This is a genomic window from Enterobacter sp. SM3 (assembly GCF_009811935.2).
GTDB classification, from domain to species: domain Bacteria; phylum Pseudomonadota; class Gammaproteobacteria; order Enterobacterales; family Enterobacteriaceae; genus Enterobacter; species Enterobacter asburiae_D.
This window is the reverse complement of record NZ_CP099971.1, coordinates 2969533-2984768: the sequence shown is the minus strand read 5'-3', so window position 1 is coordinate 2984768 and position 15236 is coordinate 2969533. Positions and strand designations below refer to the sequence as shown.

The 15236-nt window shown below is 53.5% G+C and carries 17 protein-coding genes, 3 tRNA genes and 1 pseudogene; 11 read left to right on the top strand and 10 right to left on the bottom strand.

The genetic code is table 11. The features are described from left to right. Positions 1–214 precede the first annotated feature (214 nt). Positions 215–937 (top strand): transcriptional regulator SdiA, encoded by a 723-nt coding sequence (sdiA, locus tag GVO84_RS14065; protein WP_121424262.1) that lies wholly within the window; start codon positions 215–217, stop codon positions 935–937. A 66-nt stretch (positions 938–1003) separates the two neighbouring features. Here sdiA and GVO84_RS14060 read toward each other — a convergent pair whose 3' ends face one another. Then, positions 1004–1228 carry a DUF2594 family protein gene (locus GVO84_RS14060; protein ID WP_008500345.1) on the bottom strand — a complete coding sequence of 75 codons (225 nt, stop codon included), beginning with the start codon at positions 1226–1228 and terminating at the stop codon, positions 1004–1006. Positions 1229–1253: 25 nt separating this feature from the next. Beyond that, a pseudogene (locus GVO84_RS14055) lies at positions 1254–1322 on the bottom strand (hypothetical protein); the annotation flags it as partial. 372 nt (positions 1323–1694) lie between these two features. Between GVO84_RS14055 and uvrY the strand changes: the two are divergent. From uvrY to GVO84_RS14025, 6 genes are all read left to right on the top strand, one after another. Further along, positions 1695–2351, top strand: a complete 657-nt coding sequence (uvrY, locus tag GVO84_RS14050; protein WP_013096026.1) for a UvrY/SirA/GacA family response regulator transcription factor — start codon at positions 1695–1697, stop codon at positions 2349–2351. Continuing rightward, positions 2348–4180 (top strand): excinuclease ABC subunit UvrC, encoded by a 1833-nt coding sequence (uvrC, locus tag GVO84_RS14045; protein WP_063143667.1) that lies wholly within the window; start codon positions 2348–2350, stop codon positions 4178–4180. The genes uvrY and uvrC overlap by 4 nt, the downstream gene beginning before the upstream one ends. A 56-nt stretch (positions 4181–4236) precedes the next feature. Beyond that, on the top strand, positions 4237–4785 hold the full coding sequence (gene pgsA, locus GVO84_RS14040; protein ID WP_159514452.1) for a CDP-diacylglycerol--glycerol-3-phosphate 3-phosphatidyltransferase: 549 nt from the start codon (positions 4237–4239) through the stop codon (positions 4783–4785). 152 nt (positions 4786–4937) lie between these two features. After that, positions 4938–5013 (top strand) — tRNA-Gly (locus GVO84_RS14035). A 46-nt stretch (positions 5014–5059) separates the two neighbouring features. Then, positions 5060–5133: transfer RNA gene (locus tag GVO84_RS14030), tRNA-Cys, on the top strand. 11 nt (positions 5134–5144) lie between these two features. Continuing rightward, positions 5145–5231, top strand: a tRNA-Leu gene (locus GVO84_RS14025). Positions 5232–5540: 309 nt separating this feature from the next. On the opposite strand, the gene GVO84_RS14020 is transcribed toward GVO84_RS14025, so the two are convergent. From GVO84_RS14020 to GVO84_RS14000, 5 genes are all read right to left on the bottom strand, one after another. Further along, the gene (locus GVO84_RS14020) at positions 5541–6257 is read right to left on the bottom strand and encodes an ABC transporter ATP-binding protein (protein WP_121424257.1); all 717 of its coding nucleotides are present in this window, start codon (positions 6255–6257) and stop codon (positions 5541–5543) included. Further along, positions 6254–7129 (bottom strand): ABC transporter ATP-binding protein, encoded by an 876-nt coding sequence (locus GVO84_RS14015; protein WP_121424255.1) that lies wholly within the window; start codon positions 7127–7129, stop codon positions 6254–6256. Before GVO84_RS14015 ends, GVO84_RS14020 begins: the two co-directional genes overlap by 4 nt. Beyond that, entirely contained in the window at positions 7126–8400 is a 1275-nt protein-coding gene (gene livM / locus GVO84_RS14010; RefSeq protein ID WP_121424254.1) for a high-affinity branched-chain amino acid ABC transporter permease LivM, read from the bottom strand. Before livM ends, GVO84_RS14015 begins: the two co-directional genes overlap by 4 nt. Positions 8401–8411: 11 nt before the next feature. Next, the gene (locus GVO84_RS14005; RefSeq protein ID WP_159514451.1) at positions 8412–9326 is read right to left on the bottom strand and encodes an ABC transporter permease subunit; all 915 of its coding nucleotides are present in this window, start codon (positions 9324–9326) and stop codon (positions 8412–8414) included. 99 nt (positions 9327–9425) lie between these two features. After that, positions 9426–10547 carry a branched-chain amino acid ABC transporter substrate-binding protein gene (locus tag GVO84_RS14000; RefSeq protein ID WP_159514450.1) on the bottom strand — a complete coding sequence of 374 codons (1122 nt, stop codon included), beginning with the start codon at positions 10545–10547 and terminating at the stop codon, positions 9426–9428. 425 nt (positions 10548–10972) lie between these two features. Here GVO84_RS14000 and GVO84_RS13995 point away from each other — a divergent pair, with 425 nt between their 5' ends. Then, on the top strand, positions 10973–11641 hold the full coding sequence (locus GVO84_RS13995; RefSeq protein ID WP_023336148.1) for a YecA family protein: 669 nt from the start codon (positions 10973–10975) through the stop codon (positions 11639–11641). A 35-nt stretch (positions 11642–11676) separates the two neighbouring features. On the opposite strand, the gene tyrP is transcribed toward GVO84_RS13995, so the two are convergent. After that, on the bottom strand, positions 11677–12888 hold the full coding sequence (gene tyrP / locus GVO84_RS13990; protein ID WP_048979950.1) for a tyrosine transporter TyrP: 1212 nt from the start codon (positions 12886–12888) through the stop codon (positions 11677–11679). A 229-nt stretch (positions 12889–13117) separates the two neighbouring features. On the opposite strand from tyrP, the gene GVO84_RS13985 reads away from it, so the two are divergent. Next, on the top strand, positions 13118–13459 hold the full coding sequence (locus tag GVO84_RS13985) for a hypothetical protein (protein WP_159514449.1): 342 nt from the start codon (positions 13118–13120) through the stop codon (positions 13457–13459). 36 nt (positions 13460–13495) lie between these two features. On the opposite strand, the gene ftnA is transcribed toward GVO84_RS13985, so the two are convergent. Continuing rightward, the gene (gene ftnA / locus GVO84_RS13980) at positions 13496–13993 is read right to left on the bottom strand and encodes a non-heme ferritin (RefSeq protein ID WP_023336146.1); all 498 of its coding nucleotides are present in this window, start codon (positions 13991–13993) and stop codon (positions 13496–13498) included. Between the two features lie 204 nt (positions 13994–14197). Continuing rightward, positions 14198–14536, bottom strand: a complete 339-nt coding sequence (gene yecR / locus GVO84_RS13975; RefSeq protein ID WP_023336145.1) for a YecR family lipoprotein — start codon at positions 14534–14536, stop codon at positions 14198–14200. A gap of 234 nt (positions 14537–14770) precedes the next feature. On the opposite strand from yecR, the gene azuC reads away from it, so the two are divergent. Further along, a complete protein-coding gene (azuC, locus tag GVO84_RS13970) occupies positions 14771–14854 on the top strand; it encodes a stress response protein AzuC (protein ID WP_014884364.1) in 84 nt (27 codons plus the stop codon). Positions 14855–14964: 110 nt separating this feature from the next. Further along, a complete protein-coding gene (locus tag GVO84_RS13965; RefSeq protein ID WP_008500405.1) occupies positions 14965–15216 on the top strand; it encodes a DUF2766 family protein in 252 nt (83 codons plus the stop codon). Positions 15217–15236: the final 20 nt, after the last annotated feature.

Genomic DNA, 15236 nt, shown 5'->3' with positions numbered 1-15236 from the left:
GCGCTAATTTGCTCCAGAAATTTAGCCTGGAGCAAATTATTCTCCCCCTGCACGCCGTCCTGTGTTTTTTTATTCCACCCAGCTCGGATAAACCTTATCAATAGTAAAGTTAATTGTGCTATTGCCGATATTTTGTAGTTAGAAAAAAGTTTTATGTGTTAGGTTATATTCACCATAATAATGATTATCTTTTCAGAGGCTTCATTTAGTAAGTATGAAGGATTCAGACTTTTTCACCTGGCGACGGGATTGCTCCCTCCGGTTTCAGGAATTGACCTGTGCCGACGAGGTATATCAGGAACTTCAGCGACAAACTCAGACGCTTGAATTTGATTATTTCGCGCTCTGCGTGCGCCATCCCGTGCCATTTACCCGGCCTAAGATCGCCGTGCATACCACTTATCCAAAGCAGTGGATGGCGCAATATCAATCCGCGAACTATTTCGCTATTGATCCCGTCTTAAAACCGGAGAATTTCATTCAGGGTCATTTACCCTGGACCGACGCATTATTCGCTGACGCGCAGGAATTATGGCATAGCGCGCAGGACCACGGTTTACGTGCGGGAATAACTCAGTGTCTGATGCTGCCTAATCACGCGCTCGGCTTCCTGTCGGTTTCCCGTACTAGTGTACTGGAAGGGCCGTTTGCCCGTGAGGAAATAGAACTGCGGCTGCAGATGCTGGTGCAAATGGCCTTAACTTCTCTGATACGCTTTGAAGATGAGATGGTCATGCCACCCGAAATGAAATTCAGCAAACGCGAACGCGAAATTCTGAAATGGACTGCGGAAGGGAAGACGTCTGCGGAAATAGCGATCATTCTCTCCATCTCCGAGAATACCGTTAACTTCCATCAGAAAAATATGCAGAAGAAATTCAACGCGCCTAACAAAACCCAGATCGCGTGCTACGCGGCGGCAACGGGACTGATCTGACTGGATAATACGTTCTGCGTGACAGACGAGCGAACGGCTGAATGCACTGCATCCAGCCGTTTTTTGTTACTGGCGGTAGGCTTGTTTGATTTGCTTAACGGTGTTAGCAAATACCGCAGATTCAGCCTGGTCTTCCATCTCCGCGATTTGTTTTTCCATTTTAATGATCACACGACCGGCGTCCGCCTGGCCCATCGCCTGCAGCATCAGCGTTAGCAGCGCTTTCAGGCAGTTTACTTCCTGTGCCAGTTCCTGGTTATTCTCAGCAGTGGCAAATTCAGGTGTGCTCATTTATTTTCCTCATTATTAAACGGCGCTAAAGTGCGACGACGAAAGTCAAGGCGGCGGAGTATACCACAAGCTGACGCAAAAAATGCAGCGGTTGTTTTTCGTACTTTTACGCGGATGTTTAATTGCGTAAACAGAACCTACCGGTAAACTGAAGCGCTGTTTAAGGCTATTAATTGTTTATGCCCGGTTCGCTTGCCGTTAATTATTGTTACAAAAATTTGAGATCTGTTTTTTTGCAGGGAAGGCCTGCAGGTTTTTTGTAACTTTTTGAATACAGATGCTTAAAAAAAGCTGCAAAAGCCCTGTGTGCACGGCCTTTCTTTCCACGGACTGTACAGCCTAATTTCCAAAAACGAGAGCAAAATCGAATAGCCGGTTTTTTAACGTTTTAATCTTGTGAGGAAAACCGTTAATATAAACCAAATTATCACTCAGTAGCGTTATCCCTATTCTGGAGACATTTCCTTTGATCAACGTCCTTCTTGTTGATGACCACGAACTGGTGCGCGCAGGGATACGACGCATTCTTGAAGATATTAAAGGTATTAAAGTTGCCGGTGAGGCGTGCTGTGGCGAAGATGCGGTCAAATGGTGCCGCACAAACTCGGCCGATGTGGTACTGATGGATATGAACATGCCCGGTATCGGCGGTCTTGAAGCAACACGCAAAATCGCGCGTACCTTTGTTGATACAAAAGTCATCATGCTGACCGTGCATACCGAAAACCCACTGCCCGCGAAAGTGATGCAGGCGGGCGCAGCGGGCTACCTGAGTAAAGGTGCTGCGCCGCAGGAAGTCGTCAATGCAATCCGTTCCGTGTTTGCCGGACAGCGTTACATTGCTTCCGACATCGCTCAGCAGATGGCGCTGAGTCAGATCGAGCCCGAGAAAACCGAATCACCGTTTGCGAGTTTGTCCGAGCGTGAATTGCAGATTATGCTGATGATCACCAAAGGTCAGAAGGTGAATGAGATCTCGGAACAGCTGAATCTCAGCCCGAAAACGGTGAACAGCTATCGTTATCGGATGTTCAGTAAACTAAACATTCATGGCGACGTCGAACTGACGCACCTGGCCATCCGGCATGGTTTGTGTAATGCGGAGACGTTGTTAAGTCAGTGAGTGATGTGTTCGATTCAAAAGCATTTCTGAAAACCGTAACCAGCCAGCCTGGCGTCTATCGTATGTATGACGCTGGCGGTACGGTTATCTATGTGGGGAAGGCAAAAGATCTTAAAAAACGTCTCTCCAGCTATTTTCGCAGCAACCTGGCCTCCCGTAAGACCGAAGCGCTGGTCTCACTCATTCAGAATATTGATGTCACCGTCACGCACACTGAGACAGAAGCGCTGCTGCTTGAGCACAACTATATAAAGCTCTACCAGCCGCGCTATAACGTTCTGCTGCGTGATGATAAATCCTACCCGTTTATTTTTCTGAGCGGCGACACCCATCCGCGCCTCGCCATGCACCGCGGTGCAAAACACGCCAAGGGCGAATACTTCGGGCCGTTCCCTAACGGCTATGCCGTGCGTGAAACGCTGGCGCTGCTGCAAAAAATCTTCCCGATCCGCCAGTGTGAGAACAGCGTTTACCGTAACCGCTCGCGCCCGTGCCTGCAGTACCAGATCGGACGCTGCCTGGGCCCCTGCGTGGCCGGGCTGGTGAGTGAAGAAGAGTATGCGCAGCAGGTGGATTATGTGCGCCTGTTCCTGGCCGGAAAAGACGATCAGGTCTTAACGCAGCTGATCGCGCGGATGGAAAAAGCCAGCGCCGCACTCGAGTTCGAAGAGGCCGCGCGGATCCGCGACCAAATCCAGGCGGTGCGCAGAGTCACTGAGAAACAGTTTGTTTCGAATACCGGTGACGATCTCGACGTCATCGGCGTAGCCTTTGACGCCGGGATGGCCTGCGTGCACGTGCTGTTTATTCGCCAGGGCAAAGTGCTCGGCAGCCGCAGCTATTTCCCGAAAGTGCCCGGCGGTACCGAACTGGGTGAAGTGGTGGAAACCTTTGTTGGGCAGTTCTATCTGCAGGGGAGCCAGATGCGCACGCTGCCTTCTGAGATCCTGCTCGATTTTAATCTTGACGATAAAACCCTGCTGGCCGATTCGCTCTCTGAACTGGCGGGCCGTCGGGTCAATGTTCAAACCAAACCGCGCGGCGATCGTGCGCGTTATCTGAAGCTGGCGCGAACCAACGCGGCGACGGCACTCACCACTAAGCTGTCGCAGCAGTCGACGGTGCACCAGCGTTTAACGGCCCTGGCGACGCTGCTGAAGCTTCCGGAAGTGAAACGGATGGAGTGTTTCGACATCAGTCATACGATGGGGGAACAGACGGTAGCGTCCTGCGTGGTGTTTGATGCGAATGGTCCACTCCGCGCCGAGTATCGCCGCTATAACATCACCGGGATCACGCCGGGTGATGACTATGCGGCCATGAATCAGGTGCTGCGTCGTCGCTATGGTAAAGCCATAGAAGAGAGCAAAATCCCGGATGTGATCCTGATTGACGGCGGTAAAGGGCAGCTCGGCCAGGCGAAAGCGGTATTTGAATCGCTTGATGTCAGCTGGGATAAAAACCATCCGCTGCTGCTGGGCGTCGCAAAAGGGGCCGATCGTAAGGCCGGTCTGGAGACATTGTTCTTCGAGCCGGAAGGTGAGGGCTTCAGCCTGCCGCCGGACTCACCGGCGCTGCACGTCATCCAGCATATTCGCGATGAATCGCACGATCATGCCATCAGCGGTCACCGCAAAAAACGGGCGAAGGTGAAAAACACCAGTAGCCTGGAAACGATCGAAGGCGTGGGGCCAAAACGTCGGCAGATGCTGCTGAAATATATGGGCGGATTGCAAGGATTACTCAACGCCAGCATGGAGGAAATTGCAAAAGTGCCGGGTATTTCGCAAGGGCTGGCAGAAAAGATCTACTACTCGTTGAAACATTGAGGGCTCTGTAGCAACATAGAGCTAAATTTTACTGACAACAAATAGTTACCGTCACTATGCAATATAATATCCCTACGTTGCTCACTCTCTTTCGTGTTGTACTCATCCCGTTCTTTGTACTGGCGTTTTACCTGCCGGTTATCTGGGCACCTTTCGCCTGCGCATTGCTCTTTCTGATCGCAGCGGTCACCGACTGGTTTGATGGCTATCTGGCCCGCCGCTGGAATCAAAGCACCCGTTTCGGTGCCTTCCTCGATCCGGTGGCAGACAAAGTGATGGTCGCTATCGCCATGGTGCTGGTGGCCGAGCACTATCATACCTGGTGGGTAACGCTGCCCGCGGCAACCATGATCGGCCGTGAGATCATCATCTCCGCGCTGCGCGAGTGGATGGCGGAGCTGGGGAAACGCAGCAGCGTGGCGGTCTCCTGGATTGGCAAAGTCAAAACAACGGCGCAGATGGCAGCGCTGGTCTGGATGCTCTGGCGTCCGAACGCCTGGGTTGAATGGGCGGGAATTGGTCTGCTGTGGGTAGCGGCAGTGCTGACGCTGTGGTCCATGCTGCAATATTTGAACGCTGCGCGCGGGGATTTGCTTGATCAGTGATCGTTTCGCCGTAATTTTCAGCAAACGATCCGGGGATGCAAAAAATAACGTTGACTCATAACGTCATATCAGTAGAATGCAACGCATCGAACGGCGGCACAGCAAGCCGGACGATAGTGAAATCAAGTGGTTAGGCGTTTACTTGATGACATGCGGGAATAGCTCAGTTGGTAGAGCACGACCTTGCCAAGGTCGGGGTCGCGAGTTCGAGTCTCGTTTCCCGCTCCAGATTAAAGACATGCGCAGTTGCGGGTGTCAGTTTGAAAAGTTTTACGGCGCGTTAGCAAAGCGGTTATGTAGCGGATTGCAAATCCGTCTAGTCCGGTTCGACTCCGGAACGCGCCTCCACTTTCTTCCCTGGCCGGATGGTGGAATCGGTAGACACAAGGGATTTAAAATCCCTCGGCGTTCGCGCTGTGTGGGTTCAAGTCCCACTCCGGCTACCATGGGAAACAAAGAATAATATCAATGATAAGCAGTGTCGTATAAACCACCGAAAGGTGGTTTTTTTATTTTCTGAATTTCACTCTTCCATCATTCCATCATTCCATCATTCCAGCTTTTCACAAGTACACCTTGCCGATTACATCATTGCATCTACACATTGGTATCTTGCCCAGATAATGCAACGCAATTGGTGTGTGGAGTGAGGGGTTATAGAAGCCTATCCGGTATCGATTAGAAGCATTATTGTGATATCACGAAAGGGTGGCTTCAGACTAAAGGTGGTTTGTTGGTGCATGGACATCGTGTAGTCACACCCCGCCCAAATACGCCTTCCTCACCTCCTGATTCCCCAGCAGCTCCTCACCGCTGCCGCTCAGCCGGATCTGCCCGTTAACCATCACATACCCGCGATCGGAAAGCTTCAATGCGTGGTGCGCATTCTGCTCCACCAGAAAGATGGTCATGCCGTTACGGGCCAGCTCGCGCAGCGTCTGGAAGATCTGTTTCACCACAATTGGCGCCAGCCCGAGGCTCGGTTCATCCAGCAGCAGCAGCTTCGGACGGCTCATCAGCGCCCGGGCGATCGCCAGCATCTGCTGTTCTCCGCCGGACATGGTCATCGCGCGCTGCTTGCGTCGCTCCTTGAGGCGGGGGAACAGGTCGAACATGGTTTGCATATCCTCTGTGGCAAACTGGCTGCCGATGGGGATGGTCCCCATCAGCAGGTTCTCTTCAACGGTCATATCCGGGAAGATGCGTCTGCCTTCCGGCGCCTGCGCAATGCCGCCGGACGCGACGTAGTGGGTGGATTTATGGCTGATATCTTCACCACCGAAAAGGATCTGCCCGTTGCGGATACGGGGCTGGCCAAAGATGGACATCAGCAATGTCGATTTACCCGCGCCGTTTGCGCCAATCAGCGCCACGGTTTCACCCTTATTGACCTCGAGGGAGACCTGCTTCAGCGCCTGAATGACGCCGTAAAACACATCCACCTCGCGAAATGCCAGCAGCGGTTCGCTCATAGGGTGACCTCGCTTTCATCCGTACCCAGGTAGGCGGCAATGACCTTTTCATCATGCTGGATCTGCTCGGGTTTTCCCCTGGCAATAACATCGCCGTGGTCGAGCACGATAATGTCGTCCGAAATCTCCATCACCATCCCCATATCATGCTCAATCAGTAATACCGTGATGTCATGGTGATCCCGCAGAAAGCGAATAATGCTGCTCAGCTTGTGCGTTTCAACCGGGTTCAGCCCGGCGGCGGGTTCATCCAGACAGATCATTTCCGGCCCGGTGCACATTGCCCGCGCAATTTCCAGACGCCGCTGCTGTCCGTAAGACATCTCTCCCGCCAGGCGATTGGCACACTCCACAAGATCCACCACTTCCAGCCAGTAGAAGGCTCTGTCCAGGGCATCACTTTCCGCCCGCCGGTACGCAGGCATATTTAAAATCCCGGCGAGCAGATTGCGGTTAACACGCATATGCTGCGCGACCAGCAGGTTTTCCACGACCGACATCTCGCGAAAAAGACGGATATTTTGAAACGTGCGGGCCAACCCTGCGCGGTTGACCAGATGCGTTCCGCCAAACATTTTGTAGAACAGACGCTGCCCGAGCTGGGCGGGGTTAATCCAGTCACCCGGCTGGAATTTTTGTCCGAGGACCTGAATAACGTTGGTCGTTTTATTGCGGGTATTAAATAGAATGTTGCCGCCGGAGGCCCTGTAGAAACCCGTCAGGCAGTTAAACACGGTTGTTTTCCCCGCACCGTTTGGCCCAATCAGGGCGGTAATAGAGCCACGCTGTACGTCCAGGTTGACGTCGTTTAGCGCCTTAATTCCGCCGAAGTGCATCATCAGATGTTCAACGCGTAATATCGTTTCGTTCATGGCGCGACGCCCTTACGCACGGCAAACCCGCTGCGGTTAATGCGGATCAAACCGCGTGGACGCCAGATCATCATCACCACCATGAGCATGCCAAACAGCAGGACGCGGTATTCGGCAAAACTGCGCAGCAGTTCCGGCGTTACCGTGAGCACAAAGGCGGCCAGCACCACGCCAAGCGTAGAACCCATACCGCCCAGCACCACAATGGCGAGGATCAGTGCCGATTCAAAAAAGGTAAAGGAGGTTGGATTCACGAACCCCTGGTAGGTGGCGAAGAACACCCCGGCAATGCCCGCGGTGGACGCGCCCAGCGTAAAGGCCGACAGCTTAACCAGAACGTGATTTAACCCCATCGAGCGGCACGCAATTTCGTCTTCACGCAGCGCCTCCCACGCCCGACCAATCGGCATCCGCGTCAGGCGGTGCTTGATGTAGAGCACCAGCATCACCACCAGGAACAGCACCGCGTAGATAAAAATAAACTTCATGTTCGGGTTGTAGGTCAGGTGGAAAAATTCGTGGAAGGGCACGCCGCCTTCTTTCGCGCGTCGCCCAAATTCCAGACCGAAAAAGGTGGGGGGAGGGGCCGAGACGCCGTTTGGTCCGCCGGTGAAGGTCAGCCAGTTGTTCAGTATCAGGCGAATGATCTCCCCGAACCCGAGGGTGACGATGGCGAGATAGTCACCGTGCATGCGCAGTACCGGAAAACCGAGCAGGGCACCTGCGGCGGCGGCCATGATTGCCGCCAGCGGCAGCATGCTCCAGAAGCCTAAGCCGAGATACTGGTATCCCAGCGCCAGACCATACGCCCCAATCGCGTAGAACGCGACATATCCCAGATCCAGCAGACCGGCCAGACCCACGACGATATTCAGCCCCAGGCCGAGAAGCACGTAGATCAGCCCGAGAATGGCGACGGTCAGCACATATTTAGTGGCGACAAACGGAAAGCAAATCGCAAGGGTAATCACCAGAGGAATAATCCAGCGCATGCGGCTTTTATATTCCGGTGGCCGAACATATACGCCCGCGCTATCGGCTTCGAAGCGCGCCTGGAAACGGGCGCCCGCGGCGGTACCTAAAAAGACGCTCAACAGAAAACGCCCGAGCATGACGATGCCAACCATCCAGGCCAGCCGCTGCCCGGCGAAGTTAAAGCTGTACCCGTCCAGCACCACGCCCGCTATGGGGCCGAAGATTATCAGCGCAATCAGCCCGGAAAAAATCGCGTCCAGAATGCAGCGTTTAAGTGAAAAACCCTGTGATGTCATCAGTCTCTCCCTCACACTTTAGCCACAATCGGGCGCCCAAGCAGGCCCTGGGGACGGAAAATCAGGATCATGACCAGCAGGCCGAACGAGAAGACGTCTTTATAATCCGAGTTCACCATGCCCGAGAACTGGGCTTCCGCCACGCCGAGGATAAGGCCACCGAGCATCGCGCCGGGGAGGGAGCCGATGCCGCCGAGTACCGCCGCAGTAAAGGCTTTAATGCCGATCACGAACCCGACGTAGAAATCAAAGGTGCCGTAATTCATGGTGATCAACACCCCCGCCAGACCGGCCATCGCCGCGCCGATGACAAAGACCAGCGAAATAATCCGATCGGTGTTAATGCCCAGAATGGAGGCCATCTTACGATCCTGCTGTACCGCGCGGCACATCCGGCCCAGCCGGGTATGGTTGATTACCCAGGTAAGCACCAGCATGCCGACAAACGAGGCAACCAGAATAAACACTTTGGTGTAGGTTATCTGCACGAACCCGTCGCCCAGATGCAGGCGAATCACGCCGTCCAGCATGGTCGGCACCCCTTGCTGACGCGGACCCTGGCTCAGCTGCGCGTAGTTTTGCAGGATAAGCGACATCCCGATGGCGGAGATCAGCGGCGCCAGGCGCGTGGAGTTGCGCAGCGGCTTGTAGGCGATACGCTCGATGGTCCAGCCGTACACCCCGGTTACCACAATGGTGAATACCAGCGTCCCGAGGATCAGCAGCGGGAACGACTGCAGACCGAAGAAAGAGAGCAGCGCCAGGCCAATGGCGCAGAGATAGGCGGAGATCATATACACTTCGCCGTGGGCGAAGTTGATCATGCCGATAATGCCGTACACCATGGTGTAGCCGATGGCGATCAGGCCGTAGACGGAGCCCAGCGTTAAGCCATTGATTAACTGTTGCAGGAAGAATGTACTCATCTTAGCGCGCTCGTTTTATAGGCTGCGCGAGCCGCGCAGCCTGATGTTTATTACGCGCCGACGGGCAACCCCGCCGACGTTGAGCGTGACTCCGTCCCGTTACTGCACTTCCTTATATTTTCCTTTGTCGTCCCACTGGTAAACCACGTAGTCAGACACTTTCAGATCGCCTTTGCTGTCCCAGGCTTTTTTGCCCATCACCGTGTCGACGGAATTGGCTTTCAGCCACTCGCTGGCTTTGGCGGAGTCCTTGCCACCAGTGGCCTTGAAGGCCGCGGCAATGGCCTGGACGGAGGCATAGGAGTAAAGGGTGTAACCTTCCGGTTCGAATTTACCGGCGCGGAATTTCTCGATAACCGCTTTACCGTCCTGGATAAGGCGCGGATCTTTACCGAAGGTCATGTAAATGCCGTTGGTGTATTGCGGGCCACCCGCGGCGGTCACCATCTCTTCGTTGACAATACAGTCGCCGGAGAAGAATTTCGCCTGCACGCCCTGTTCACGCATCTGGCGAACCAGCGGACCGGCTTCCGGGTGACAGCCACCGAAGAACACGACGTCCGGTTTCTGCGCGCCGATCTTCGTCACCAGCGCGTTAAAGTCTTTTTCACCGCGGGATAACCCCTCATACATCACATCCTGAACCCCGCGTTTCGCCAGCGCCGCTTTGGTGGCGTCAGCCAGGCCCTGACCATAGGTGTCTTTATCGTGAATAATTACCACGCGCCTGGCTTTCAGCTTGTCGATGATGAAGTCGCTGGCAACCTGACCCTGCTGATCGTCGCGACCGCACATGCGGAACATGTCGCTCATGCCGCGTTCAGTGATCAGCGGGTTAGTTGAGCCGGGGGTAATCGCAATGATGCCTGCGTCGCTATACACCTCGGAAGCGGGCATTGTGGAAGAGGAGCAGAAATGGCCGACCACGGCGTTGACTTTATCCTGGTCAACTAAACGGTTGGCGACGGCCACGGCCTGCTTGGGCTCGCAGGCATCATCCCCCTGAACCAGTTTGATCTTCTCGCCGTTAATGCCGCCTGCGGCATTAATGTCTTCAGCGGCCTGCGTTGCGCCGTGCCAGTACTGATCGCCATAGGTGGCATTCGGACCCGTAAACGGCCCGGCCACGCCGATCACTATATCCGCCCGGGCGGAGAACGCCGTCACCAGGCAACCGGCCAACACAAGAGAAAGAGGAGTTCTGATAAATTTCAGCGACATTATTATGTTCCTTAGCAAAGAGGTTTTTGCACCACGGCGTAAACCCGAACGCCCGACGGCGCAGCCAATCCGAAACACGAGCAAGAACAAAATGCACTAAACGAACAAGATACAGACGGCATCCTGCATATTACGGCGAGATTTCCCTGCGCAGGGACGCGCGAAGAACGTTAAGCAAAAACGTTGCCAGAATGGTTAACCCATTGACCAGCATGCGACATGTTTGAGTATAGAGCGCCGCGTTATGCCGCCTTGCGGAAGGAGAAGAAATTACAGCGGAGATCACATATCGTTAACAATAAAGCCCATAAGTTGTGCAAAGGTCACGATTTGCACGTTTTTGCAGCAATTAAGACCTAAACTTCAGCCCGGAGAGGGGTGAGATATGTGTTAGGATCGTTTCCTTTTTTGCAGGAGTATCAGCGATGACTGAAGGCCCATTGAATGAAAGCGAAATGGCGTGGCTTGAAGAGACGTTAATGTCTTACGGTCATGATGACGCGTCCGTGATTGACGTGTCCGAACTGGACGGCATGCTTACCGCAGTGCTTTCCGGTCCTGTTGTCGTTGAGCCAGATGCCTGGCTGGTGGCGGTGTGGGGTGGCGAAAAGTACATTCCGCGCTGGAAAAACGATCGTGAGATGAACCGTTTTATCGATCTCTGCTTTAAGCATATGAACGATATTGCCGAGCGCCTGAGCGAGTACCCGGATCAGTTTGAACCGATGTTCGGTTATAACGACGTTGACGGCGAGAGCTATACCGTGGTGGAAGAGTGGTGCTATGGCTATATGCGCGGCGTGGCGCTGACGGACTGGTCTGCCTTGCCGGAAGCCCTGAAGGCCGACCTTGAGGTGATTGCCCTGCACGGGACGGAAGAGAACAGCGAAAAGCTGGATGAACTGTCCGAAGAGGAGTATATCGCCAGCATCGAGAGCATCCAGCCTGCGGCACTGCGTTTATATCAATACTGGGTTAACAACCCGCAGCAGCCGGAAGTGAAGAAACCGACGGTGAACGGCACGAAGGTCGGGCGTAACGATCCGTGTCCTTGCGGCAGCGGGAAGAAGTTTAAGAGCTGTTGTTTGCACTGATAAAAAAAAGGGGCTAATGATAGCCCCTTTTTAATTTAACCCACTTCCGGCAGCATCCCGGCTGCAATCAACACCTGCACCAGAATAATCACCACCCCACAGCCAAACACAACGCACAGCAGCGGTTTTCCGCCCGCCACGCGATATCCCTGCTGAGGATGCTGCTGACGGCTTTTCCATGCCAGCAGGGAAGGGAGGAGGAGGGCAAGGATCGACAGCGCTACCCCTGCGTACCCCAGCGCCATCACAAATCCGCGTGGGTAAAACAGCGCGAACGCCAGCGGCGGCAGGAAGGTGATGGCACCCGTCTGTAACCGTCCGGCTGCGGTATTGCGACGCTGGAACAGGTCGGCCAGGTAATCAAACAGGCCGAGCGCCACGCCCAGGAACGAGGTTGCCAGCGCCAGGTCGGCAAACAGGTGGACCGCCAGCTCTACGTGCGGGGAGGTGACGACCTCGCGCAGTGCCAGCAGAAAACCGTTCAGGCCAGCGTGTTGCGCCATCAGCCCAATAAAGGTTGAAGAGTCAATGCTACCCAGCGTCACCAGCTGCCAGAAAATATAGGCGATCAGCGGGATCGCGCTGCCGATAACAAAGACGCGGCGCAGCTTGCGGATATCGCCGTTCATATAGCTGACGATGCTCGGCACGCTGCCGTGGAAGCCAAACGAGGTGAAAATGACCGGGATCGCGGAGAGCGCTAGCCCTTTTTCCAGCGGCAGCGTCAGCAGGTTGACCTTGTGCACGTGCGGCGCCAGCAGCACCAGCATGACGATCAGGAAGAGAATTTTGGCGCTGAACAGAAAACGGTTAAACAGATCGACCAGCGATGTGCCCACGCAGACCACGCCGCCGCCGATGAGCGCAAAGAAGATAGCCCCCGTCGCAGGGGTAATGTCAGAGCCAAACCAGTCATTGACGCTGGAGGCGATAAGCTCCCCGGCGCCGCTGATATAGGCGGCGGTCAGGGCGTACATCAGGAACATCATGCTAAAGCCGGTTATCCACTGGCCGTAGCGTCCCAGATAGCGCGCCGCAAGCGAACCCAGACCGGTATCGGCGGGCACGTGCTGGTAAACCTCAAGCAGCAACAGTGCGGTGTAACACATCAGCGCCCAGAGCGTGCCCAGCAGCAGCAGGGTCATGCCAAATCCCACACCCGCGGCTGCCAGGGGCATTGCCAGCATTCCTGCGCCAATTGTCGTTCCGGCGACGATAAAAATACTTCCCAGGGTTCTGTTTCTCACGCTTTCCTCTACAACGATGCTTAACCGCGACAAAATCTGCGGCGCAGAGTAAGGGAAAAGCCGTAATTCGTCAAATCACCGTTACATGTAGTGTAATGAATGGTTTACGAATTAATGACCCTCTGATCCTTTATAGGCTTATGCCTACTTCATAAGGGCAATGTTGCTGCGCGACATTCCGGCGTAACGTAAACAATAAATATAAATTATCAAATTAAGTGAGGGTTTTATGGCAGGGGAGAATCCCTTTACCGCGGCATGGAGCCGGGGAGGTAACCTGTTGTGCCATGGTCACTGGATAATCAGCTGGCAGAACCAACCCCTGATACTTCCCGAGTCCCGTCGCGAAAAGGATATGGGCACTTGGGCAATCTATTCGGTTATTGATCCTGAAGACGAAACCTTTGCACAAGGCTTACAGGAAGATGAGTGGATTATTGAGAATGTCGAGTGGTTAACGGATATGTTCTTCGAAGTGGGCATTCCGCTGGAGACCTCCAGCTACCGCTATTTTTACCAGGCCGTGAATCCCCATGACTGGCGCTGCACCAGCTGTGCGGGGTGTATGTAAATTAACGCGGTGCCGGAAAGCGGCACCGCGCTGAAATTAATTCTGCGTATCAAGAGTGGAAAGTTCTTTATCAATAAAGTAAAGACCTTCGCCGGATTTCCCCACCAGAGATAATTTGTCCAGCACGGATTTAAACAGTTTCTCTTCTTCGTGTTGCTCAGCGACGTACCACTGCAGGAAATTAAAGGTTGGATAATCCTGGCTGGTCATCGCCGCATGAACCAGTTCGTTAATTTTCTGCGTGATCAGCTGCTCGTGCTCATAGGTAGCGCGGAACAGTTCATCGAGAGAATTATACTCAGCAAAGGGTGACGTCACGGTTTCAATGCGCGGCAGGCTGCCCGTATCCGTCAGATAATCAAACAGACGCTGCATGTGGGTCATCTCTTCCTGAGCGTGACGACGCAGAAACGCGGCAGCGCCTTCGAAGCTGTGGTAGCTGCACCAGGCGCTCATTTGCTGGTAGAGCAGGGATGAAAAAAGCTCAAGGTTCATTTGTGCGTTGAGCTTGTCGATCATTTCAGTTTTCAGCATGGTGGCGCTCCGGATTATTATTTCTGGTTCACAATGAGCGACACTATAATTTGTTATTTAATTATTTGCAAAACGTAAAATTTTTATTTTATTTATTTAAAATACGAATGGGAATAAAACGCATTGGCAATTTTTAAAACTTATTAATGAGAATTATTTTTGTTCGTAATGAAATAAACTGCCAGCACGCGCTGGCAGCTTCGATTAATACCACGGATTATTTGACTTAGGATTAACGGCGTAACCCATACATTTATACTGGATGGTCACGCTCTCGTTCAGGCACAAAGAGCCGCTCGTCAGGGTGCAGGTTTTAATGGGCTGACCATAGGCTGAGGCAGTGGCATACCCCATGCTCTGACACGCTTTTGCCGCCGTGCCGTTATTTACATACTCATCGGAATACGCATTTTGCAGCGCTGCCTGGCCGTAGTCGAGGCGGACGATGCCGTTCGGCGCGTCGAGGCTGCTAACCTCAGCCTGGCGATTAATGCTACACCCCGCGAGCAGCAGGATTGTGCCAGCTACAATGACTCTTTTCATGGTTCGCTCTGAGTGGATGGAAATACGTTATCGTACCCGCAGATGCCCGCTGCAATGCCTGGAATAGCCGAACAATCTGCCCTCACTCTTCGCAACGGGTCAGCGTTGAGCGCTTTCAGTCCATACCGCAAGAAAAATGTGATATGAGTCACAAAAGTGTTGATTTTTGTGATGGTGGTCATATTATAGGCACGTTGATAATAAAGTTGTATAACAAGTTAATGGAGCATCATCGTGAAACTGCGCAAAATCCTGAAAAGTATGTGGGCCAATTACTGCCGCACGTTCAAAGACGTGCCGCCGGGCGCCATGTTCTGATAAAAAAAACCTGCTTCGGCGGGTTTTTTTGTACCTGCTGATGATGAAGGGAAGATGTCAGGGGGTGTGTTTTGATACTATGGCGGCCTTTAAATAAGGAGAAAGCCCCCATGTCACAAAACCTGAGCGCCGATCAGGAACTGGTCTCTGACGTTGTCGCCTGTCAGCTGGTTATCAAACAAATCCTCGATGTTCTGGACGTGATTGCGCCGGTTGAAGTGCGCGAGAAGATGTCTACGCAGCTGAAAAACATCGATTTCGCCAGCCATCCTGCTGCCGCTGACCCGGTTACGCTTCGTGCGATCCAGAAAGCCATCGCGCTGATTGAGCTGCGATTCACGCCGCAGGGTGAGTCCCACTAAAGCAGGGAAATGGGCGACGG